General features: G+C 51.2%; 20 protein-coding genes. 12 read left to right on the top strand and 8 right to left on the bottom strand.

The window, feature by feature from the left end; genetic code table 11:
* On the top strand, positions 1 to 342 hold a 342-nt coding region (locus QVO99_RS06160), incomplete at its 5' end, for a hypothetical protein (RefSeq protein ID WP_288177000.1).
* Here the strand turns inward: QVO99_RS06160 and QVO99_RS06155 are convergent.
* Positions 320 to 1,336: a YqiA/YcfP family alpha/beta fold hydrolase gene (locus QVO99_RS06155; protein WP_022316728.1), complete on the bottom strand. Its 1,017-nt coding sequence runs from the start codon at positions 1,334 to 1,336 to the stop codon at positions 320 to 322. The two genes, QVO99_RS06160 and QVO99_RS06155, sit on opposite strands and share 23 nt — an antisense overlap.
* A 364-nt stretch (positions 1,337 to 1,700) precedes the next feature.
* Here QVO99_RS06155 and QVO99_RS06150 point away from each other — a divergent pair, with 364 nt between their 5' ends.
* From QVO99_RS06150 to QVO99_RS06135, 4 genes are all read left to right on the top strand, one after another.
* Positions 1,701 to 3,677 carry an AAA domain-containing protein gene (locus tag QVO99_RS06150; RefSeq protein ID WP_022316727.1) on the top strand — a complete coding sequence of 659 codons (1,977 nt, stop codon included), beginning with the start codon at positions 1,701 to 1,703 and terminating at the stop codon, positions 3,675 to 3,677.
* A 708-nt stretch (positions 3,678 to 4,385) separates the two neighbouring features.
* The gene (locus tag QVO99_RS06145) at positions 4,386 to 4,619 is read left to right on the top strand and encodes a DUF4248 domain-containing protein (protein WP_022316725.1); all 234 of its coding nucleotides are present in this window, start codon (positions 4,386 to 4,388) and stop codon (positions 4,617 to 4,619) included.
* A 120-nt stretch (positions 4,620 to 4,739) separates the two neighbouring features.
* Positions 4,740 to 6,377 carry an RluA family pseudouridine synthase gene (locus QVO99_RS06140; RefSeq protein ID WP_022316724.1) on the top strand — a complete coding sequence of 546 codons (1,638 nt, stop codon included), beginning with the start codon at positions 4,740 to 4,742 and terminating at the stop codon, positions 6,375 to 6,377.
* A gap of 250 nt (positions 6,378 to 6,627) precedes the next feature.
* The gene (locus tag QVO99_RS06135) at positions 6,628 to 7,182 is read left to right on the top strand and encodes an NADH peroxidase (protein WP_022316723.1); all 555 of its coding nucleotides are present in this window, start codon (positions 6,628 to 6,630) and stop codon (positions 7,180 to 7,182) included.
* A 505-nt stretch (positions 7,183 to 7,687) separates the two neighbouring features.
* On the opposite strand, the gene QVO99_RS06130 is transcribed toward QVO99_RS06135, so the two are convergent.
* Positions 7,688 to 8,212 carry a hypothetical protein gene (locus QVO99_RS06130; RefSeq protein WP_022316722.1) on the bottom strand — a complete coding sequence of 175 codons (525 nt, stop codon included), beginning with the start codon at positions 8,210 to 8,212 and terminating at the stop codon, positions 7,688 to 7,690.
* Between the two features lie 11 nt (positions 8,213 to 8,223).
* Entirely contained in the window at positions 8,224 to 8,802 is a 579-nt protein-coding gene (locus QVO99_RS06125; protein WP_022316721.1) for a hypothetical protein, read from the bottom strand.
* 299 nt (positions 8,803 to 9,101) lie between these two features.
* On the opposite strand from QVO99_RS06125, the gene QVO99_RS06120 reads away from it, so the two are divergent.
* The 3 genes from QVO99_RS06120 to QVO99_RS06110 all read left to right on the top strand — a co-directional run bounded on the left by QVO99_RS06120 (position 9,102) and on the right by QVO99_RS06110 (position 11,455).
* Positions 9,102 to 9,470, top strand: coding sequence for a DMT family protein (locus QVO99_RS06120; RefSeq protein ID WP_022316720.1), 369 nt, complete (start codon positions 9,102 to 9,104; stop codon positions 9,468 to 9,470).
* A gap of 73 nt (positions 9,471 to 9,543) precedes the next feature.
* The gene (locus tag QVO99_RS06115; RefSeq protein WP_022316719.1) at positions 9,544 to 10,272 is read left to right on the top strand and encodes a tRNA 2-thiocytidine biosynthesis TtcA family protein; all 729 of its coding nucleotides are present in this window, start codon (positions 9,544 to 9,546) and stop codon (positions 10,270 to 10,272) included.
* Between the two features lie 100 nt (positions 10,273 to 10,372).
* Complete coding sequence (locus QVO99_RS06110) at positions 10,373 to 11,455, top strand: C1 family peptidase (protein ID WP_231560843.1); 1,083 nt, start codon at positions 10,373 to 10,375, stop codon at positions 11,453 to 11,455.
* Positions 11,456 to 11,882: 427 nt separating this feature from the next.
* Here QVO99_RS06110 and rnc read toward each other — a convergent pair whose 3' ends face one another.
* The 4 genes from rnc to QVO99_RS06090 all read right to left on the bottom strand — a co-directional run bounded on the left by rnc (position 11,883) and on the right by QVO99_RS06090 (position 15,933).
* The gene (rnc, locus tag QVO99_RS06105) at positions 11,883 to 12,899 is read right to left on the bottom strand and encodes a ribonuclease III (RefSeq protein WP_288177001.1); all 1,017 of its coding nucleotides are present in this window, start codon (positions 12,897 to 12,899) and stop codon (positions 11,883 to 11,885) included.
* Positions 12,892 to 14,154 (bottom strand): beta-ketoacyl-ACP synthase II, encoded by a 1,263-nt coding sequence (gene fabF / locus QVO99_RS06100; protein WP_022316715.1) that lies wholly within the window; start codon positions 14,152 to 14,154, stop codon positions 12,892 to 12,894. The genes rnc and fabF overlap by 8 nt, the downstream gene beginning before the upstream one ends.
* Positions 14,155 to 14,515: 361 nt before the next feature.
* The gene (locus tag QVO99_RS06095; protein ID WP_022316714.1) at positions 14,516 to 14,752 is read right to left on the bottom strand and encodes an acyl carrier protein; all 237 of its coding nucleotides are present in this window, start codon (positions 14,750 to 14,752) and stop codon (positions 14,516 to 14,518) included.
* Positions 14,753 to 14,907: 155 nt separating this feature from the next.
* Positions 14,908 to 15,933 carry a 4-phosphoerythronate dehydrogenase gene (locus QVO99_RS06090; protein WP_022316713.1) on the bottom strand — a complete coding sequence of 342 codons (1,026 nt, stop codon included), beginning with the start codon at positions 15,931 to 15,933 and terminating at the stop codon, positions 14,908 to 14,910.
* Between the two features lie 118 nt (positions 15,934 to 16,051).
* On the opposite strand from QVO99_RS06090, the gene QVO99_RS06085 reads away from it, so the two are divergent.
* Complete coding sequence (locus tag QVO99_RS06085; RefSeq protein WP_022316712.1) at positions 16,052 to 16,660, top strand: DUF4254 domain-containing protein; 609 nt, start codon at positions 16,052 to 16,054, stop codon at positions 16,658 to 16,660.
* 36 nt (positions 16,661 to 16,696) lie between these two features.
* Positions 16,697 to 17,758 carry a glycosyltransferase family 9 protein gene (locus tag QVO99_RS06080; RefSeq protein ID WP_288176999.1) on the top strand — a complete coding sequence of 354 codons (1,062 nt, stop codon included), beginning with the start codon at positions 16,697 to 16,699 and terminating at the stop codon, positions 17,756 to 17,758.
* A gap of 531 nt (positions 17,759 to 18,289) precedes the next feature.
* On the opposite strand, the gene QVO99_RS06075 is transcribed toward QVO99_RS06080, so the two are convergent.
* Complete coding sequence (locus tag QVO99_RS06075; protein ID WP_022316710.1) at positions 18,290 to 18,562, bottom strand: HU family DNA-binding protein; 273 nt, start codon at positions 18,560 to 18,562, stop codon at positions 18,290 to 18,292.
* Positions 18,563 to 18,806: 244 nt separating this feature from the next.
* Here QVO99_RS06075 and QVO99_RS06070 point away from each other — a divergent pair, with 244 nt between their 5' ends.
* Both QVO99_RS06070 and QVO99_RS06065 read left to right on the top strand, forming a co-directional pair.
* Entirely contained in the window at positions 18,807 to 19,766 is a 960-nt protein-coding gene (locus QVO99_RS06070) for a rhomboid family intramembrane serine protease (RefSeq protein WP_022316709.1), read from the top strand.
* 4 nt (positions 19,767 to 19,770) lie between these two features.
* Positions 19,771 to 20,856, top strand: a complete 1,086-nt coding sequence (locus tag QVO99_RS06065; protein ID WP_022316708.1) for an endonuclease/exonuclease/phosphatase family protein — start codon at positions 19,771 to 19,773, stop codon at positions 20,854 to 20,856.
* Positions 20,857 to 20,909 lie beyond the last annotated feature (53 nt).

The following is a 20,909-nucleotide window of genomic DNA, read 5'->3' as shown; positions in this document are numbered from 1 at the left end:
ACGCTGCTTGCCCCACTTGGGCAGAAAATGCACCAGACGGCTGCCCAATTAGTTAATGTTGTAATATCCACATTCCTGTTTTCTGGATTCTGCCAACACATGCAATTCCTGCCATCTGATACTTCCTCTCATCTGCAAACCATCCAGACAATCGAAAACAATCATCAGGTCGCTAACCATTTGTATATCAAAGCATTACAGCAAAAACCTGACAATCTGACAATTTTGATCGTTTTTTTGGTCACAAACCTCTATCAGGCAATAATGGAGACTTTGACGTATCAAAGATTACCATCAATACAGACGTTCTCCATGAGAACTATTGTCCGCCGAGACGGCTGAAGAACTCTATTATCTCGTCCCACGTCTTGAACGTGTCGGAACCGAGGGCTATCGTAGTGCCCATGAATCCGGAGCGCTCACATTCCGCCACGGGAGCGATGAGATAGTCGCCATAGAGCAGATTCTCCTGGTTGGTGAAGGTGAGGCGCTGCCATGCCGGCACATTCACCGTGTCGTTGACCCAGCGGCGCACCTCGGCAACATACCCCTCGTCGTAGCTTGGCGACGGGGCTACGACATACATCGCATAGTGGTTGAGCAGAGTCTGGAAACCCTTCATCGCACTTCCCCTCTGGCTGCCCCTGGCATCGCGCAGCGCATCAATGCTCACGTAAACGATAGGACGCTCACGACCCTCCTGACGGTCGTCGATCCAGCGCACCACGGGAATGACGGCATGGATGAGCGACTTGTCTATGAGGCGGTGCTCGCCGTGGAAACTTATCGCCTGGCGGTAGTGGGCGGCGAACACGCCATAGGTCTCTGCAGCCACCGTGGTGTCGGCATCGCCGAAGAGTCCGTAGACCCTATCCTGCTCCTCGTCGGTGACTGCCGCGAAGCACTGCCGCGTCACCTCCTTGTATTCCTCCACCATACTCTTGGTGACGATGAACTCCTGCACACCGTCCTGCCTTGGGTTCTGGAAGGTCTGCTTGCCCAGCATCCCGTGTTTCGTCATCGTCTCTCCCATCAGGAAAGCCGGGTTCACCAGTATGCGGTCGTAGCCATACAGCATCTCGGTATACATTCCTCCCATCGACGTGCCGATGATGAGGTCGGGCTTCTGTTCCTCACATTTCTGCCTCAAGAGGTCCATCGCCTCCTGCGGATGCACCGGCAGGTCATACGCCACTACGTCTGCCGACGGCAGCATCTCACGGATGCGCGCCACCGTGCCCGACTGTGCCGACGACATGAATCCGTGGACATACATTATCTTCTTGCCCTTCATTATCGAGGGATACTGCAATACGTATTTGTTTTCCTTTTCCATCTTTTCCCTTGTTTTATATTCGGGTTCCGCATGCTTCCGGCATACATGCCGATGAGCTGCTGGAACGGTTTCTCCGATATGTGCAACGTGGACTACTGCCCACTGCTTTTTCATCAGGCAAAGGTAGCATAATCCATGCTCAATACAAAACGAAAGACAAATTAATGCACAACGGAAAATGAATTATCCCGAATCGGGGATCATGCCGTTGGGGGGATTATCAGCAGATGCCATCATATCCACAGCAGACATGAGGCAGCCACAAAAATCTGCAATCGGGTTGTCGTTATCAGGATAATTCATTACCTTTGTTCTTACACTCCGTCAGGCAATGCCCCATTCCTGACAATGAAAAGAAAACAAGATGGAGAACGACAAGACAATACAAAGCCCCATAATGAGTCTGCTGCGCCAGAAAGCGCTGCTGCAGACCGAATACGACGAGGAGAAGGAGAACTTCAAACGGCAGATGCAGGCCATGGGACTCCCACGGCGCATCCGCAGAGGCGACGCATGGCATCCCGTGAGGATCGGCAGGAGCTATTACAACTCGCTCAACCAGCTGGCTATCGAGGTGTATCGCACTGCCGACGACGACATAGAACACAATTTCGAATTCGGAAAACCCGTGTGCTTCTTCCATACCGACGAGGCGACGGGCAGCGAGGCGACAGCAGACAAGCTGCCCACCGGCAAGACACAGGCCAAAGGCACGGTAAAGGCTTTCGACCTGATTGCCACAGGAACCGTGAGCTATGCCGACACCGACCGCATGGTGGTGGTGATTCCCGACAAGACAGGACTCGCCGTGACACTGCAGAACACGGAGAATGTGGGTGTACAGCTATTCTTCGACGAGACCAGCTACAAGCTGATGTTCGAAGCCCTCGACCGCGTGATACGCGCCAAAGGCAACCGGCTGGCATACCTGCGCGACCTGTTCTATTCAAAGCAGAAAGCCCAGACATTCTCGTTCGACGCGATAAAATTCCCATGGCTCAACACGGCACAGGAACTCGCCGTGAACAATGTGTTGAGGGCAAAGGACGTGGCGGTGGTACACGGTCCGCCGGGAACAGGAAAGACCACCACGCTCGTAGAGGCGATATACGAAACGCTGAAGCGGGAGAGCCAGGTGCTGGTGTGCGCACAGAGCAACATGGCAGTGGACTGGATATCCGAAAAGCTCGTAGACCGCGGAGTGGCGGTGCTGCGCATCGGAAACCCCACACGAGTGAATGACAAGATGCTCTCCTTCACCTACGAGCGGCGCTTCGAGTCGCATCCCGACTATCCCGAACTATGGAGTATCCGCAAGGCGATACGCCAGCTGCGGCAGAACCGCAAACGGGGGTCTGCCGACAACTGGCACCAGAAGGTTGAACGTCTGAAGAGCCGCGCCACAGAGATAGAATGCCGAATCAACGCCCAGCTCTTCGGCGAGGCGCGTGTGATAGCCTCAACTCTCGTAGGCAGCGCCAACCACGTGTTGTCGGGACAGAAATACACCACGCTATTCATCGACGAGGCAGCACAGGCACTTGAGGCTGCATGCTGGATTGCCATGAAGAGGGCGTCGAGAGTGGTGCTCGCCGGCGACCATTGTCAGCTGCCGCCAACAGTGAAGAGCTTCGAGGCGATGCGTGGCGGACTCGCCAAGACGCTGATGGAGCGCATCGTGGAAAAGAAGCCCGAGGTGGTGACGCTGCTGAAAATGCAATACCGCATGAACGAAAGGATAATGCGCTTTTCGAGCGACTGGTTTTATGGCGGAATGGTGGAACCAGCTCCTGAGGTGAAACACCGGGGAATACTGGACTACGACGAGCCGATGGTATGGATAGACACCTCCGGCACAGAGGCTTACGAGCAGTTTGTGGGTGAGAGTTTCGGAAGGATAAACAAGCGCGAGGCGCGTCTCACCCTCGACACCCTGCAGACTTATTTCGAGAAGATCGGCAAGGAGCGCATCCTCGAAGAGAGTATCGACGTGGGCATCATCTCGCCATACAGGGCACAGGTGCAGTATCTCAGACAGCTGATAAAGCAGAGCGACTTCTTCCGTCCCTACCGCAAGCTCATCGCGGTGAACACGGTGGACGGATTCCAGGGACAGGAGCGCGACATCGTGTTCATATCTCTCGTGCGCTCCAACCAGGAGGGGCAGATAGGTTTCCTCTCCGACCTGCGGCGCATGAACGTGGCGATAACGCGTGCCAGAATGAAACTCGTGATCATGGGCAATGCCGAGACTCTCAGCCACACGGCGTTCTACAAGAAACTCTATGCTTATGTCACGGGCGAAGAGGATGCCGGAGAAGAGGATGCCGACAGAGTATGAATCAAGAAAAATGGAGCGGGATGACGAACATCCTGCTCCATTTCATACTTGTATTCGTGTTGTGTGCATCCTTACTTACTGTCTTTTTCCCTTTTATATTCAGTTCTAACTTTATGACCTATAAAAAATTCATTCATTTTCCTATTCCTATATTCTTCGTTCCTTTTTATCGAATCGCATTTGCGTTGTCTCTTTTGTTGTATCTTATCTGTTTTTGATGTCTGTGCTGTCATTATCCTTGTTTGTCAAGGGTCAGACAGTGTTCCGCTCCCGGAACATAGCGAATGATATTTGTGTCATGTTGTATTAACTGATGCAAAAGTAATACATTTTGAAGAAACAAACGAATAAAACTAATAAAATGTTTGCTTTTGTAACGAAAATGATTACAAAAAGACAACCCAACAAATTGTCTCACCTTATTATATAACCCCCAATCGTCCATCAGGTCGTCTTAATGACAAATCAGGGATAATCAAGATGGCGGGCAGACGAGGGAACATGAAAATATTTTTTTCAGAATCCCATTGCGCTTTGCGGAATAATTGCTAACTTTGCATTATCACATATATACACAGTGGAACAACGAAACTCTTATCAGTGGCAGCGGTCCCTGATTTATATTTATATCAATATCGTTTCCCCTGCCGGCAGTGGTCGGAACACGACGGGAGAAGCATTTTTAATCCACTAAAAATAATTTTTATCATGAAAAACAACGAAGCAATGAATTTCAAGGTTCGCGCCTACGGGCGCACAGAATTGGCGCAGATGTATTGTCCCAACCTGCAACCAGAGTCGGCATTCCGCAAACTATGCCGATGGATAAGTCTGGAACCGGAACTGTCAAGACGTCTGCTGAAAAACGGCAAGATGCCGCCCGTACGGTCGTTCACACCGGCGGAGGTGAAACTCATCGTGGAGCGTCTCGGTGAACCATGACAGGCGGCACCGGCAGACATTGATGTCCCCATTCCGCTTTTCTGCATTATTTTCCATCGGCATGATTATTTTCCACCCGTCACGTCGCTGATGTTGGCGGATAATCAGTAACTTTGCCGTATGAACGAGATTTTCCACCCTTTGCACACCGATATAGAGCGCCCCGAGCGCTTCACCTATCCCTTCAACTACACGCCACACCCGCTATGTCTGCTGGCTGCCGGCGAACTGCAACGCTACATTGGCAGCAACGGACAGTGGAGAGACGAAGTGGAGAAGGGAAAGATGTTCGGTGTGCTTGTGGTGACAGACGCCACAGGAGACCTCGGATTCCTTGCCGCATACTCCGGACTGCTGGCAGGCAGGAACAACCTGCCATATTTCGTGCCGTCGGTATATGACAGTCAGCAGCCCGACGGATATTTCAAGACCCACGAGCGCGAGATTTCATCCATCAACCATGAGATAGCACGCATCAAGGAATCTGCGGAATATACCGCTCTGAAAGACAGGACTGCCAAACTGCAGACTGCCGCCGACAACGAGATACAGGCTTTCCGACAGTATATGGCGGAGGCAAAGGAGAGACGCGCAGCCCTGAGAGCATCCGGCCAGTCCCTCTCTGCCCAGCAGCAGGAGCAGATGGTCAGAGAGAGCCAATATCAGAAAGCGGAACTGCGCCGCATCAAGAAGAGATGGGATGGGACGCTCGCCGAACCACGCCGCCAGAAGGCAGAACTCGACAACCGCATCGCCACACTGCGACAGGAACGCAAGGAGAAATCTGACCGTCTGCAGCAATGGCTCTTCGACCAATATTCCATGCTCAACGCCCGTGGCGAACGCTGCGACCTGACATCAATCTTCGCCGCCACGCCACAGAGGGTGCCGCCATCGGGAGCCGGCGACTGCTGCGCTCCAAAGCTCCTGCAGTATGCCTATCTTCATGGTCTGCATCCTGTGTGCATGGCGGAATTCTGGTGGGGGAAGTCGCCTAAGACCGAGATTCGCCACCACCTGCACTACTACCCTGCCTGCCGCAGCAAATGCAAACCTATCCTCACACACATGCTGCAGGGCCTCAATGTGGACGCCGACCCGCACGACACCGCCGCAGGGAGCTGCGAAGATCTGCATATAGTTTATGAAGACGAGAGTCTGATAGTGGTTGACAAGCCTGCCGGCATTCTCTCCGTGCCGGGCAACGTGGCACGTGAGTCTGTTGTTGACATTCTGAAGCGGGAGCGTGGCGGCAGCCAGTTTCTGATGCCTGCCCACAGACTCGACATGGCGACCAGCGGACTCCTCGTAGTGGCGAAGTCTGACACCGTGTTGCGCAATCTGCACGAACAGTTCGCATCACGCACGGTGGAGAAACGCTACAGGGCAATACTCGACGGCATTCCCCACGCTCCACGCCAAGGCACAATCCGCCTGCCGCTTGCCGCCGATCCGACAGACCGTCCGCGACAGGTGGTGGACCAGGAGCACGGCAAACCTGCCGAAACCCGCTATGAGATAATCTCCACCGCCGACGGCAAGACGGAGATTCTGCTGTATCCTCTCACCGGAAGGACACATCAACTGCGAGTGCACTGCGCCCATGCCGACGGACTCGCCACGCCGATACTTGGCGACACCCTATACGGCCACCCCACAGGCGGCAGGATGTATCTGCATGCCGAATACGTGTCATTCCATCATCCGCTGACGGGCAAGAGAATGGAACTCACATCCCGTGGCGGACTCCACCTCTGACTGATGCCGGACAAGAGACATTTTCCTGAGCCAAGGACTTGTCAGAATACAGACGGACTACAAAGGGCAGATTGGGGTTAAATCAATATAATTAATGCCAAAATAGAAAAATTCAATCAAGAAAAAGCGTACAGCATATTGAAATAATTCCTACCTTTGCCAATGAAGAAAAGCACTGAATTATAATAGCGATTATCAAAAGATGCGCTTTCAGAAAAGAAAATAAGTAACATATAAAAACAAAGACATTATGAAGAAGAAATTTATTTGCACCGTTTGCGGTTACGTTCATGAGGGTGACGCTGCTCCAGAGCAGTGCCCGGTATGCAAGGCTCCAGCATCTAAGTTCAAAGAGCTGGTAGAGGGTGAAGAAGATACTTTCGCTACAGTACACGAATTGCGCGCTGCCCGCAAGGAGGGCGCCAACGAGGAAATGATAAAGGACCTCGAGACTCACTTCAACGGTGAGTGCGGTGAGGTGGGTATGTATCTCGCAATGAGCCGCCAGGCCGACCGTGAGGGCTATCCAGAGATTGCCGAGGCTTTCAAGCGCTACGCTTTCGAGGAGGCAGAGCACGCTTCTAAATTCGCTGAGCTCCTTGGCGACGTGCTGAAAGACACCAAGAGCAACCTTGAGGCTCGCATCGCTGCTGAGCGTGGAGCATGTGAGGACAAGTTCCGCATCGCCCGCAACGCCAAGGCTGCCGGTATGGACGCTACTCACGACACCGTTCACGAAATGGCTAAGGACGAGGCCCGCCACTGCGCAGGCTTCATGGGCCTCTACAAGAGATATTTCAAATAACCACTGCTGACATAGCCCTTAAGTCCATATCCGGACTTAAGGGGTAGTCTACTGATGGGGTGTGCGGCACAGAATTATTTCTGTGCAGCATACCTCATTTTTGTTTCTATGCGTAAGAAGCACCGTTTGTCTTTTTGTTCATTTATTTCATAAAATTAATATGTAGGTATCAGCGGCGGACTGATGTCGCATGTCGGCACTATCTGGGAGGTTGGCGCAGAGGCTCCAGGCACACTGGCTGACAGATATCCTGGTTTGCCAACAGCTGTCAGAGACAGACAAACATCCTCGTCAGCTTGACTACAACCAACAATAAAGAGGACTGCGTGATTGGAAAATCATTTCCGCCACGCAGTCCTCGTTGTTTATCCCAAATCTTTCTTCCGGGATTGCCTGGAGCCTGATGCCCGGTTTGGCATGAGGCTACAAGCCGTAATGAAAAAATAACATATATGCTTTATGTCCGTTTGGCGTAAGCTGTATGCCGCAGTTTCGGCAGACACCGTTATTCGTCTACCTCCTGGAAGTGCATTCCGTTGCCGTATTTGCTGTTCAGCTCCTTCTCCAGGGCATCCTTGTCGAACACGCTCTGTATCGGTCCGCTCTGTGTCAGGTCCACTCCCTCGAACATGAATCCATTGCCGTCAGCCCATTCGATGTTTGCCTTTGTCGGAGTCTTCTTTATCTTCGGGAACACGAGGGTAATGAATCTCTTGCCTTCGATTTCCATTTCCTGTCCGGCCTTCAGTCCGTTGATGAACTTCAGCTTGTATTCCTTGCCGTTGGAGTCGGTCATGACGATGTTCTTTGTGTCTTCAAAATTCACCTTCGCCACATTGTATACCAGCTTCACCATCGTTATCGTGCTGCCGTAGGTTATCGAGGCTATCTTGCAGTATTGGGTGTTGCAGTTGTCCACATAGGGATAGGTGATATTTGGCATCGTGTTCTTGCTGTTCACTCCGGCATGTGCTGTGATTGCCATAAGCAGCATCGCCACCATCATCGTGAAGATCTTTACCTGTTTCATGTTTGTATCATTTATTTGTTCGTATCATCATTTCTGGTTATTCCCCTCACTGGAGCCTCAACAACAGACTTCGAGCGAGCCGGAGAGTAGTTGTAACCGTAGTAATAGTCATCCCAGTAATATCCGTCCCAGTCGTAGTCGCCCCAGTCTGGCTCCGATGTCTTTCTGAGCTCAAAGTATACGGGGTCGTTCTGTCCGTCGTCTATCCATCCCGTGAAGCGATAGCTGCCCATGCTATAGTTGTAGATATAATATGTGCGGCCCTCATTCTGAGAGTATATCTGTATCTCCTGGTTGCCCGTCACTCTCCACTGTATGCGGCTTGAATAGTAGTCCCATGGGGCATTGCTGTAGTAGTCAATCCAGTAACCCGTTCCGCTGGCATACTGATATGGGTTCTTGTCGAACGCCAACACCGAATAGCTCGACTGATACACTCTGCCGTTGTATTGGCTCTGCATATACATGTTTCCCTCCCATGTGCCCCAGAGGTTATACGCCACATCTTCGTTCTCGTCGGTGCAGCCCGTTGTCAACGTGGCTGTCAGTACCATCATTATAATGGTGATTATGGAATAAAACTTTTTCATGATACAATGTCTTTATGTCGTTAATATCTCCGGCGCCGAAGCCCCGCTGTTTATTATCACGTTGCAAATTTACTATTTATGTCAGAACAGCGCAAGGATAAAAACCATAATATTTGTTAGGGAATCCCCTAAAAAGGAGTAGGCATTCCCGTTGAGATCTTGTCAAACCAAGGTTTTTCTTTTTATCCACCTATACCTATTGCCACATATTTCGTCAGCAACATCACGAAAACATTGCCACATTCTTGTTTTTGAGCAAATTTTCATAACTTTGCCGATTTAAAAGGATAAATCAAGATATGAACGGATTATACACTGTGTTGCTCCTCTTGGCAAGCAATATTTTCATGACACTGGCATGGTATGGACACCTGAAACTGCAGCAGACGGGAACATCGAGCAACTGGCCCCTGATTGGCGTTATCGCCTTCTCGTGGCTCATCGCCTTCTTTGAATATTGCTGCCAGGTGCCGGCAAACAGGATCGGGTTCGTGGAGAACGGCGGACCTTTCACCCTCGTGCAGCTCAAGGTGATACAGGAGTGTGTGAGCCTCTTGGTGTTCACCGTGATGATAAACATGATGTTCGGCAACCAGGGGCTGCACTGGAACCACTACCTCGCCTTCTTCTTCCTCGTGGCGGCGGTGTATCTGGTGTTTCTGAAATAAGGAGAGACGGATGCCCGGCGACGGCTGGCGGCACAGGAAATCATTAACAACGACATAGACAAGAGAAAAGAACATGAAACCTACCGAAGAACAGAAGCTCGAAGCCAAGCTCATGCGCCGCTACCGCAAGGCGCTGAAGGAGTTTGAACTCATAGAAGACGGCGACCGCGTGCTCATCGGACTCTCCGGCGGCAAGGACTCACTATTTCTGGTAGAGATGCTAGGCAGACAGCAGGCGATAAACCGTCCGAAGATTGAGGTGCACGCCATACATATCAGGATGCAGAACATCAGATATGAGAGCGACACAAGATATCTGGAAGACTTCTGCCAGCGTTTCGGCGTGAAGCTCCACCTCGTGACCACAAACTTCGACATGACCACCGACAACCGCAAGTCGCCATGCTTCCTCTGTTCTTGGAACAGGCGCAAGCAGCTGTTTCTGAAAGCTCAGGAACTGGGATGCAACAAGATTGCGCTGGGCCACCATCAGGACGACATACTGCATACGGCACTGATGAACCAGATGTTTCAGGGTCATTTCTCCACTATGCCGGCACGCCTCACGATGCGCAAGATGCCCATCACCATCATCCGTCCGCTATGCATGGAAGAAGAGGCTGACATCCGCCGCTATGCGGAGACGAACGGATATGAGAAACAGAATAAGCTGTGTCCCTATGAGACCGACTCCCACCGCTCCACCGTGGCACACCTGTTCGAGGAGATGGAGCGCATAGCGCCGGAGGCTCGTTTTTCGATGTGGAACGCCCTGAAGGCTGAGGGAAAGCTCGTGGAATGACAAAAGCGAAGATGCTTGTCCATTCCCGTCGGTTGGCCGCCGGTTACCGACCTGTGCAGAACAACTATATAGAAGAATAACATCATATACAGAGAATGCCATGTACAAAGACATCAAGAAAAGAACAAACGCAAATATAGCCATGATGCTCATCATCGCCCTGGCAGCGGTGGTGATGACAGCATGCGACGAAACCGAGAAAAAGACGATGCTGAATCCGATGAAATTCCGCACGGAGGTGAGGCTCGGCATGACACCCGTGAAAGACCAGGGACACAGTGCGCTATGCTGGGCATACGCCATGCTTGCCACGATAGAGACGGAACATATCCAGAGGGGCGACTCGGTGAACCTCTCTGTGGCTTATGTGGCACGAAATTTCATGAAGGAACAGGCGGACAGGTATTATCTGAGCCATGGCAGCAGCGACATAACGCTCCGCGGAACGATGCCGCAGCTGGTGAGACTGATACAGACCTACGGACTGATGCCCTACGACTCCTACCACACGGACGCCAACATGAATGTGGCGGCACGCAAACTGCGGTCTACACTCGTGGCACAGGTCGGCAGGGGATCGGGACTTGTAAAAGCCCGACTGGCTGCCGACAACGTGCTCGACGGCAGCATCAATCCGCTGCCCAAGCATGTGTATATGCTGGGAATGGAATATACGCCGCTGGAGTTTGCGCATAGCGTGTGTATGCCCGACGAATATATGGCGTTCACCAGCTTCACCCACGAACCGATGAACAAGAAGGTGGCATTGAAGTTGACTGACAACTACAACGACGAACGCTTCGTCAACCTGCCTATCGACAGACTGATGGAACTGATGGAGAAGTCTGTCAGGTCTGGCCATCCCGTATGCTGGGAGGGCGACATCAGTGAACGGGGATTCTCATTCGCCGACGGTGTGGCAGATGTGCCGTTGGCAAAGCGCAACTGCTCTCAGACGATGAGGCAGAGGGAGTTTGACACTTTCCGCACCACCGACGACCACTGTATGGCAATAATCGGCATTGCCCGCGACAAGGAAGACAGGAAGTATTTCATCTGCAAGAACTCGTGGGGCACGGAGAATCCGTATGGCGGACTGATGTATATGTCGTTCGACTATGTGCGGCTGAAGACCATCGCCGTAATGCTCAACAACATCGTTCTGCCGGCTATGGAAGACTGATGACAGAGGGCGACGGATACAGACTGCCTGTATCTCCCAAATAGTCCTTTGCCAGCCACGTTGCAAAAGATCTTCCCGCTACAAATGGATTGAGTATTACAGATGTGTCCATATCATGCTGCTTTTTAATGAAAAAACTATCCTCTATTTTGTTTTATTGCAAATAAAATAATTATAATCGCAATAAAGAAATATCTGAAGGTAAAAATACCAAAACAGTCTTCTGAGCATCAGATTGAAGCCTGGGGGTATTCCAGACGACGGCACATGGTTTTTCTCTCCAAAAATCAATGTCCTAATGATTGATTTGGGATATGCAAATACGGGAAGAGAGCGTACGTTATGGTTTCGTACGCTCTCTTCCCGTATTTGCGCTGCATGCGGCTGTGCCCTGATACACACAGGGGGCATGCCGGTTGTGAGAATCTTATTCTTTGTATGCCTCTGCCATTGAAGCCGCGATGATATCCTCTGAAGTGACTTCCTTGGGAGTGGCCTGGATGTCGGAGAAATCAAACTCGTCGGCCTCCTTCTCTTTTACGACCACCTTCTTCTCCTCCACCTTGTCTGAATATACAGGGGCTGTGCCCTCGTCCTTCGCCTGAGGAATTATGAAGTCGGTCTTCTGCTCCGTATCGGGCACGGTGAGCACCGGTGCCTCTTCCATCTTGGTGCGGTTGCCCTTGGCGGTGAACACGGCGTCGATGAACTGCGGCCTGCGTTTCAGCTGCTGCAGCGTTATCTTGCTGGCAAGCTGCTGGCTCTCCTTCTTGGAATAGCCTTCGCCTACGCCGCCCTCAAGACCCTCTATGAGCACCTGGTATTTGAATATAGGACTGTTTTTGCCCTCGCGGCTCTGCTCCAGAAGCTTGAAGTCGAGTTTCACCTTGTTTTTCTGACACCATTCTATGAGCTTGCTCTTGAAGTTTATCTCCTTGTATGCCACCTTGTCGATGTTGATGAGCTGTGATAGTATGCGCTTCTCCATGAATCGCATGCAAGCCTCGTAGCCTCTGTCGAGATACATCGCTCCCACAAGGGCCTCAAACGCATTCCCACCCATGTAGCTGTTGTGGGAGGGAGTATGTTTGCCGAATTTTATCAGTTGGGTGATGCCCATCTCGGTGGCGAGACGGTTCAGAGTGTCGCGCTGCACTATCTTGCTGCGTGTGCTTGTGAGGAAGCCTTCGCGCTTTCCCTCGAAGTGGCGGTATACGATGTCGCCAACGATAGCGTCGAGGATAGCGTCGCCAAGAAATTCGAGACGCTCATTGTTCAGTGGCTTTCCTTTCTCGTTGCGCCTGGTCACACTCTTGTGCATCAGGGCGAGCTTGTAGAATTGTATCCTGTGTGGGTAGAAACCGAAGATTTCGTAAAGAGCCGCACGAAGCTCCTTGTCCTTGCTGAAAGGAAGCCTCATGCGGTCAATGAAATTATTAATCATCATACTTCTTGAAGATTACGCAAGCGTTATGTCCGCCGAAGCCGAACGTATTGCTGAGGGCAGCGCGTACGGTACGCTTCTGCGCCTTGTTGAAGGTAAAGTTCAAGTTGTAGTCGATGTTCTCGTCCTTGTCGTCCTCCTCGTGGTTGATAGTAGGAGGAATGATGTCGTTCTTGACAGCCAATACAGACACGAGGGCCTCAACGGCACCGGCAGCGCCGAGCAGGTGGCCAGTCATAGACTTGGTAGAGCTGATATTCAGCTTGTAAGCGTGCTCACCGAAGAGCTTCTGTATAGCCTTCACCTCTGAAACGTCGCCCACAGGTGTTGATGTGCCATGTACGTTGATATAGTCGATGTCCTCTGGTGTCATGCCAGCGTCCTTGAGAGCATTCTGCATCACGAGACATGCACCGAGACCCTCAGGATGAGAAGCGGTGATGTGGTATGCGTCGGCACTCATGCCCTCGCCCACCATCTCGGCGTAGATCTTGGCGCCACGCGCCTTGGCGTGCTCCAGTTCCTCAAGGATAAGGCATCCAGCACCTTCACCCATGATGAATCCGTCGCGGCTTGCGCTGAATGGACGTGAAGCGTGCTCCGGATCGTCGTTGCGTGTAGAAAGGGCGTGCATTGCGTTGAAACCGCCTACGCCACAAGCGCAGATGGCAGCCTCTGCTCCACCGGCAACGATAGCATCTGCCTTGCCAAGACGGATGAGGTTGAATGCGTCAGCCAGAGCGTTGGTTGAAGAAGCGCAGGCTGATGTAGTGGCATAGTTAGGTCCGTGGAAACCGTAGCGGATGGAAATCTGTCCGGCTGCGATGTCGGAAATCATCTTAGGGATGAAGAACGGGTTAAACTTCGGACCATTCTCCTGATGTGTGGCATAGTAGCCCACCTCGTCCTCGAATGTCTTGATACCGCCGATACCTACACCATAGACAACACCGATGCGGTTCTTGTCTACGCTCTCCAGATCCATCTTGCTGTCTTCAACAGCCTGTACTGCAGAAGCCATGGCGAGCTGAGCGTAGCGGTCCATCTTGCGAGCTTCCTTGCGGTCGATATAGTCGTTGACGTTGAATCCCTTCACCTCGCAAGCGAACTGTGTCTTGAACTGGGATGCGTCGAAATGTGTGATAGGAGCGGCTCCGCTTACGCCTTCGAGAAGGTTTTTCCAAGTTTCCTCAGGATTGTTTCCCACTGGTGTAACGGCACCGAGTCCTGTTACTACTACTCTTTTTAATTCCATATTTCAATTGTTTTATTTTTAAGGTTGACGAACGTCGGGATGACGAGAAGACAATTGGAAACTATATGACTGCTCGTTTTTCCGGCCAACACACAAAGCCGTTGACTCGCTATCTTAATGGTCATGAATTTATAGACATGAGACTTCTGCCCCGCAATTCGAAAACCCGTTGATTCACTGACATTTTGACTTTCAGATCAGCAAGCCCTATGACGGCATAATTTGCCTGTCCTTCCGCTTGCACCCGCCAACTTGCCAACTTATCAACTTTAATAGAAAAAAAAGTGAAAGAAGTGAAGTGAGATCCATAGACCGGTCTCATCTCACTTCTTTCACCTTCGATTTATATCACTTCTGATAATTATTTTGCGTTCTCCTCGATGTAAGCGATAGCGTCGCCTACAGTAGCGATTGACTCAGACTTGTCATCTGGGATAGTGATGTTGAACTCCTTCTCAAACTCCATGATGAGCTCTACTGTATCGAGAGAGTCAGCACCGAGGTCTGTTGTGAAGCTTGCTTCTGGCTTAACTTCAGCCTCATCAACACCAAGTTTGTCTACGATGATAGCTCTTACTTTTGATTCAATTTCTGACATAATAGTTAATGTTTTTAAAGTGTTTAAATTATATTCAATTTCGTAAATCGGGTGCAAAGGAACGCATTTTTTATAACTTGTGCAAATAAATTCAACAAAAAAGCACTTTCTTTTGCACACAGAGGGTATAACTGTGCAGAAAATAGCGTGTTTTGTTACAATTTTTCTCTTCTTAAAGGATAATTTCCACGCAATTCCTCAAATTTCTCAGGAGCGTTTTTGAGTCGCCGGCTGTCTTCCAGAGGATTATAGAGGGCGAGTTTCGTGTCGTCTTCACTGTCGCCTGCCTTGAAACCGTCTGGCAGAGAAGGCGGAAGGATATGCCATCGGTTCTCTATCCCGAAGTGGCGGCACAGGCCCTCAATCACCATATTGTCGGCGTTCGTCTTGCCGTCGGCGCTGTATCCGGCGATGTGGGGCGTACCTATATATACCTTATTTAATAATGCGAGGGAGATGTCGGGTTCTCCCTCCCATGTGTCGATGACGGCATCCTTCACCATCCCCTTGTCCAGGGCAGCGAGCAAGGCTCCGTTGTCTACCACACCGCCACGGCTCGTGTTTATTATCACCGGACACTTGGCAAGTCTGCCGAAGAAAGCCTCATCGGCAAGATGGAAAGTGGGATGGTTGCCGCCCTTAGTGAGTGGCACGTGGAAAGTTATGACGCTGCATTCTCTTTCTATCTGCCGCATGTCAACGAAATGTTCTTCCGTGCTGCCGCCGTCGCCAAGCGGTGGGTCGCACACGAGCACCTTGAAGCCCATGGCGCGTGCCTCTGCCACCACCTTGCTGCCTACATGACCGTAGCCCACCACACCGACGATGTCTTTCTCTGGCGATATGCCCTTTTCGCGGCACAGCAGGATGAGGGTAGAACGCAGATATTGCGCCACGCTGCCGGAGTTGCATCCTGGACAGTTCATCCAGCTTATCCCTGCCTTCTGCATGTATTCTGTGTCAATGTGGTCGTAGCCGATGGTGGCGGTGGCGACGAACTGCACCTTGCTCCCCTGCAGCAGTTTCTCGTCGCAGCATGTCCTAGTTCTCACTATCAGTGCATCAGCGTCCTCAACGTCGCCGGCAGATATGTCGGCACCCTTCAAATAGGTAACGTCTGGGCTTATCTCACCAAGCGTCTCCCTAATATACGGAATCTTGTCGTCAACAATAATCTTCATGATTCATAAAACCTTTAATGTTGCCTTTATAACCTCGTGATGGGTTATTTATTGTGTTTTAGTTGGTCATATAAAATTATTTTATTAGATTTGCCACAAATTTAAACAACGTAAAGTCATGACATTCTCACAACTATGTAACAAGGTGTTCAATCTGGCTATCAACGACTACCATGTGAAAGACAATGTTGACACACAGATAAACAACCCGTACGACCGCGACTCCATTGAGAACCGCCTCTATCTGAAGTGCTGGATAGACACGGTGCAGTGGCATCTCGAGGACATCATCCGCGACCCGCACATCGACCCCGTAGAGGCTCTCAACCTGAAGCGCCGCATCGACAGGAGCAACCAGGACCGCACGGACCTCGTGGAGCAGATTGACAGTTATTTCCGCATGATATACAATGACGTGAAGCCCTTGGCTGACGCCACCATCAATACGGAAAGTCCGGCATGGGCAGTTGACCGCCTCTCTATCCTCGCCCTCAAGATATACCACATGAAGGAGCAGGTGGACCGCAGCGACGCATCCGATGAGCATATCGACAAGTGCCAGAAGAAGCTCAACGTGCTGCTGGAGCAGCAGGTAGACCTCGGCACTGCCATAGACCAGCTTCTCGACGACATAAAGGCGGGAAGGAAATACATGAAGGTGTACAGACAGATGAAGATGTACAACGACCCTTCTACTAACCCTATCCTCTACGCAAACAAGAAATAAGGCGGGAGCCCACGCTCCGCAGCCTTCTGCACACGAATGAAAACCGACCATATACTGGTAATAAGATTCTCGGCTATGGGCGATGTCGCAATGACGGTCCCCGTAGTCTATTCACTGGCCAAGCAGTATCCTGACGTCAGGATTACGATGCTTAGCCAGAAATTCGCGCGCCCGTTCTTCGAGCACATGCCACACAACGTGGGGTTTATGGAAGCTGACCTCAAGAACGAGTACCATGGAGTGAAGGGGCTGAACGCCCTTTACCGCCGGCTGATGGCAAAGAACTTCACCGCCATCGCCGACCTGCACAGCGTGCTGCGGTCGAAATATCTGCGCATGAGGTTCAATATCGACCGTTTCAAAGTGGCACATATCGACAAGCATAGAGCCGGACGACGTGCCATCACGGCGATGGAGAACAAGCAGCTCGTGCAGCAGCCCACACCATTCAGCAACTATGCCGACGTATTCGCACAGCTGGGCTATCCGGTGAAAGTGGAGTTTGAATCCATCTTTGCCGACGGCGGCAACGAACTCTCACAGCTCTCCGAACCGTTCAACGTGAAGCCGGAGGAACAGCAGTGGATAGGAGTGGCACCGTTTGCCGCCCATAAAGGCAAGATATACCCTAAGGAGCAGATGGAAAAGACGCTGACCATCATCTCCGACCGCCATCCCGACGCAAGAATACTGATGTTCGGCGGCGGCAAGTCGGAAATGGACACCATGGCGGCATGGCGCGAGCGCAACCCCCGCCTGGAGATAGCGTCCCGTGTGCTCGGCGGAATAGACAAGGAACTGATACTGATGAGCCATCTCGACGTGATGCTCTCGATGGACAGTTCGAATATGCACCTCGCATCCCTCGTGGGCACACCGGTGGTGAGCGTATGGGGAGCTACCCATCCTTACGCCGGATTCATGGGCTGGGGACAGAGCGAGAGCAATGCCGTGATGATCGACATGCCGTGCAGACCGTGCAGCATCTACGGCAACAAGATATGTGCGAAGGGCGACTATCCTTGTCTGACCGGCATCACGCCGGAGCAGATTGCCGGACGGGTGGACATCGTTCTACTACAGGAGAAAAGAAAGTAAGTGACGGTGAAAAAATCACTAAACGTACCCGTTTTACGGAACTAACTAAAAAAACGCCAAAACCATCAGACCATCTGGTTTTTTGCTGTAATATTCTGACAAACAGTCAGTTGACTACCAACCGATTGTCAGCAAACTGTCTGGATGGTTTGAAGACGAGAGATAATTGTCAGGCGAAAGGGAATCAGATGAATGGAATTCGGACGACAGGAATTGCATAAGTCGGCAGAATCCTGCAAATAGGAATATGGATATTGCAATATGAACTTATTGGACAACCGTTTGGCGTAAAATCTGCCCAGCTGGGGCAAGGTGCTTGCCCCAGTTGAGAAAGCTACTTGCCCCAGTTGGGCAAGCAGCGTGCCCGTTTTTGGTTCAATTATCATGGATGACAATGGATATATTGGAGTTGGCGTACAAGCCCTAATGACCGGCTTGGGATAAAATAAAGAAACAAAATAAGGGCTTCCCGTGGGGAAGCCCTATTTTATTTCTTGGCAATCATGCCAAAAGCGTTGCTTTCTGAAAAAATCAGTTCAGAGCCTCGTCGAGGTCAGCACCAGCCTTGAATTTGGCAACCTTCTTGGCTGCGATTGGAATCCTCTGCTTTGTTGCAGGGTTGATACCCTCGCGAGCTGGACGCTCGTTAACGCTGAATGTACCGAAACCGATCAAAGCCACCTTGTCACCTGCTACGAGAGCATCCTTTATTGCCGCTGTTGTAGCCTCAAGAGCCTTCTTTGCGTCAGCCTTTGTCAAACCAGCGCCTTCAGCGATTTTGTCTATAAGTTCTGTCTTGTTCATAATTGATGTTTTTTATTTGATTAATAAATTTGTCGTATATATGCGTAATACGCTGGCGAAGCAAGGTTTACGCAGGAAAATGTTTCGCAAATATAGCGCAATCCTTTTTAAATTCAAATAAAAATCAGGAAAAAGTTATGAATAAGATTAAAAAAAGTGTCTTATCCCCCTCTATAATAGCATTTCACGGATATTTTTAGTACTTTTGCCACCTGAATTAATCAAATAATGACGTTTTAATATTATGCGCAATATTCCTACGATAACGAAAAACCTGTTGATAATAAATGTGCTGATGTTCGCGGCATATTTCGTCTTCTCACGACTGAATATCGACCTCAACAGTCTGCTTGGACTGCATTTCTTCCTCGTGTCAGACTTCCACCTGTACCAGCTCGTGACATACATGTTCATGCACGCCGGTCTGTCGCACATCTTCTTCAACATGTTCGCCCTATGGATGTTCGGACGCATCGTGGAGACGGTGTGGGGACCGAAGCGTTTCCTCACCTACTATCTCACCTGCGGCATCGGAGCCGGTCTGATACAGATGGTGGCACAGTTCATCTCCTTCTATCTCACGATGAAGGGAGCATATCCGGAGTTCGGCATCGGCGACGTGATGACTGCGGTGCATGCCAACGAGTTCGCGCTCAACACATGGACCACAGTGGGTGCCTCCGGAGCGATATACGGCATACTGCTGGCTTTCGGAATGCTGTTTCCGGAGGAGAGGATATTCATATTCCCGCTACCCGTGCCCATCAAGGCAAAGTGGTTCGTTGCAATATATGCCGTGCTTGAACTTTCGCTCGGCCTCGGAATGCCAGGCGACAGCGTGGCACATTTCGCACACCTCGGCGGCATGCTCTTCGGCTATCTGCTCATCCGCTATTGGCAGCGCCATCCCAACGGTGGATACGGCGGCGGTTTCTATGGTGGCGGATATGGTTCGGGCTATGGCAGCACCGGCGGCAGAAGCATTGCCGACAAACTGAAAGATTTCTTCTCGCGCTTCAAGAAGCCGGGTCACGACAACTCTTCTTTCGGCGGAGGCAGCAGGGAAAGCGACTGGGACTACAACGCCCGCAAGAACAAGGAACAGGAGGAGATAGACCATATCCTCGACAAGATACGCAAGAGCGGATACGACAGTCTGAGCGAAAAGGAAAAGAGGAAACTCTTTGAAAACGGCAAGAAATAAGCGGATGGACAAAGTCAAGAAGTTCACTATGCACATGCTGGCGGCAGCGAGTGCCGTCACGGTATGCGTGATGTTGGCCGTGGGATACAGCTACAAGCTGAACCCCGTGGAGCACCCCCTCTTTGCCAATGTCGGACTTGTCTTCCCCATATTCCTGCTCATAAACGGCGGCTTCCTCGTATTGTTTCTGCTCACATGGAAGCGCCTCACGCTCATACCGTTAGCGGGATACGTATTGTGCTACATTCCGGCACATTTCTATTCACCACTCAACATGCTGCATTCCACTCCCGACGGCGCCATAAAGGTGATGTCGTACAACGTGTATATGTTCCACAACGGCGACTCGGCGAGCATACAGAAGATAGCCGACTACGTGAACGGCAGCGGCGCCTCCATAGTCTGCATGCAGGAGGCGGCGTTTTCTGATGTCATACGCGACGCCTTCAAGAAGGAATACGAATACATCGACACCATGCGCAACGGCGTGAACGGCGAGGTGCAGATAGTGCTGAGCAAATTCCCCATACTGTCGAAGACGCGCATCAACCCCGAACTCTCCGGCTGCATGTGCGGAGCCTACGAGGTGCTTATCGACGGCGACCGCACCACGGTGATAAACTGCCACTTCGAGACATCGGGCCTCACCCTGGAAGAGCGCAGCGAGTTCCGCAATATCGTGAAGGGAGACTGGGAGAACCGTTCCGTACGCCAGGACTCCAAGCGCATGATAGTGCGCCTGGGCGAAGCAGCCAAGCGCAGGGTGCCTCAGGTGGAAGGTGTCATCAGATATATAGAAAGCCGCAAGGGAGAACCTATCCTCCTCTTCGGCGACTTCAACGACACCCCCATCTCATATTGCCACCATCTGCTCGCCAGAACCCTCACCGACTGCTACGTGACGACAGCCAACGGTCCCGGCATATCCTATCACTACAACCGTATCTACGTGCGCATCGACAACGTGATGTGCTCCAACGACTGGCACCCCTACAACTTCACCGTAGACAGGAGCATCAATGTCTCCGACCACTATCCTCTGTGGGGATTTGTAAAGAAATCTCTGCATAATGATAAAAAAACACACTGACAGTTTAAGAAGTTTAAAAAAAATCAGTATCTTTGCACGCTATGTAGGGCTGT

Source organism: Prevotella sp. CAG:592, from assembly GCF_000436015.1.
Taxonomy (GTDB): Bacteria; Bacteroidota; Bacteroidia; order Bacteroidales; family Bacteroidaceae; genus Prevotella; species Prevotella pectinovora.
This window is presented reverse-complemented; position numbering and strand designations above follow the sequence as displayed.

Excerpts from the sequence above, each read along its gene's own strand:
- QVO99_RS06140 (WP_022316724.1), top strand. The coding sequence starts at position 4,740 with ATGAACGAGATTTTCCACCCTTTGCACACCGATATAGAGCGCCCCGAG.
- QVO99_RS06125 (WP_022316721.1), bottom strand. The coding sequence starts at position 8,802 with ATGAAAAAGTTTTATTCCATAATCACCATTATAATGATGGTACTGACA.
- QVO99_RS06130 (WP_022316722.1), bottom strand. The coding sequence starts at position 8,212 with ATGAAACAGGTAAAGATCTTCACGATGATGGTGGCGATGCTGCTTATG.
- QVO99_RS06120 (WP_022316720.1), top strand. The coding sequence starts at position 9,102 with ATGAACGGATTATACACTGTGTTGCTCCTCTTGGCAAGCAATATTTTC.
- QVO99_RS06135 (WP_022316723.1), top strand. The coding sequence starts at position 6,628 with ATGAAGAAGAAATTTATTTGCACCGTTTGCGGTTACGTTCATGAGGGT.
- QVO99_RS06080 (WP_288176999.1), top strand. The coding sequence starts at position 16,697 with ATGAAAACCGACCATATACTGGTAATAAGATTCTCGGCTATGGGCGAT.
- QVO99_RS06115 (WP_022316719.1), top strand. The coding sequence starts at position 9,544 with ATGAAACCTACCGAAGAACAGAAGCTCGAAGCCAAGCTCATGCGCCGC.
- fabF (WP_022316715.1), bottom strand. The coding sequence starts at position 14,154 with ATGGAATTAAAAAGAGTAGTAGTAACAGGACTCGGTGCCGTTACACCA.
- QVO99_RS06090 (WP_022316713.1), bottom strand. The coding sequence starts at position 15,933 with ATGAAGATTATTGTTGACGACAAGATTCCGTATATTAGGGAGACGCTT.
- QVO99_RS06075 (WP_022316710.1), bottom strand. The coding sequence starts at position 18,562 with ATGAACAAGACAGAACTTATAGACAAAATCGCTGAAGGCGCTGGTTTG.
- QVO99_RS06085 (WP_022316712.1), top strand. The coding sequence starts at position 16,052 with ATGACATTCTCACAACTATGTAACAAGGTGTTCAATCTGGCTATCAAC.
- QVO99_RS06110 (WP_231560843.1), top strand. The coding sequence starts at position 10,373 with ATGTACAAAGACATCAAGAAAAGAACAAACGCAAATATAGCCATGATG.
- QVO99_RS06150 (WP_022316727.1), top strand. The coding sequence starts at position 1,701 with ATGGAGAACGACAAGACAATACAAAGCCCCATAATGAGTCTGCTGCGC.
- QVO99_RS06095 (WP_022316714.1), bottom strand. The coding sequence starts at position 14,752 with ATGTCAGAAATTGAATCAAAAGTAAGAGCTATCATCGTAGACAAACTT.
- QVO99_RS06155 (WP_022316728.1), bottom strand. The coding sequence starts at position 1,336 with ATGGAAAAGGAAAACAAATACGTATTGCAGTATCCCTCGATAATGAAG.
- QVO99_RS06145 (WP_022316725.1), top strand. The coding sequence starts at position 4,386 with ATGAAAAACAACGAAGCAATGAATTTCAAGGTTCGCGCCTACGGGCGC.
- QVO99_RS06070 (WP_022316709.1), top strand. The coding sequence starts at position 18,807 with ATGCGCAATATTCCTACGATAACGAAAAACCTGTTGATAATAAATGTG.
- rnc (WP_288177001.1), bottom strand. The coding sequence starts at position 12,899 with ATGATTAATAATTTCATTGACCGCATGAGGCTTCCTTTCAGCAAGGAC.
- QVO99_RS06065 (WP_022316708.1), top strand. The coding sequence starts at position 19,771 with ATGGACAAAGTCAAGAAGTTCACTATGCACATGCTGGCGGCAGCGAGT.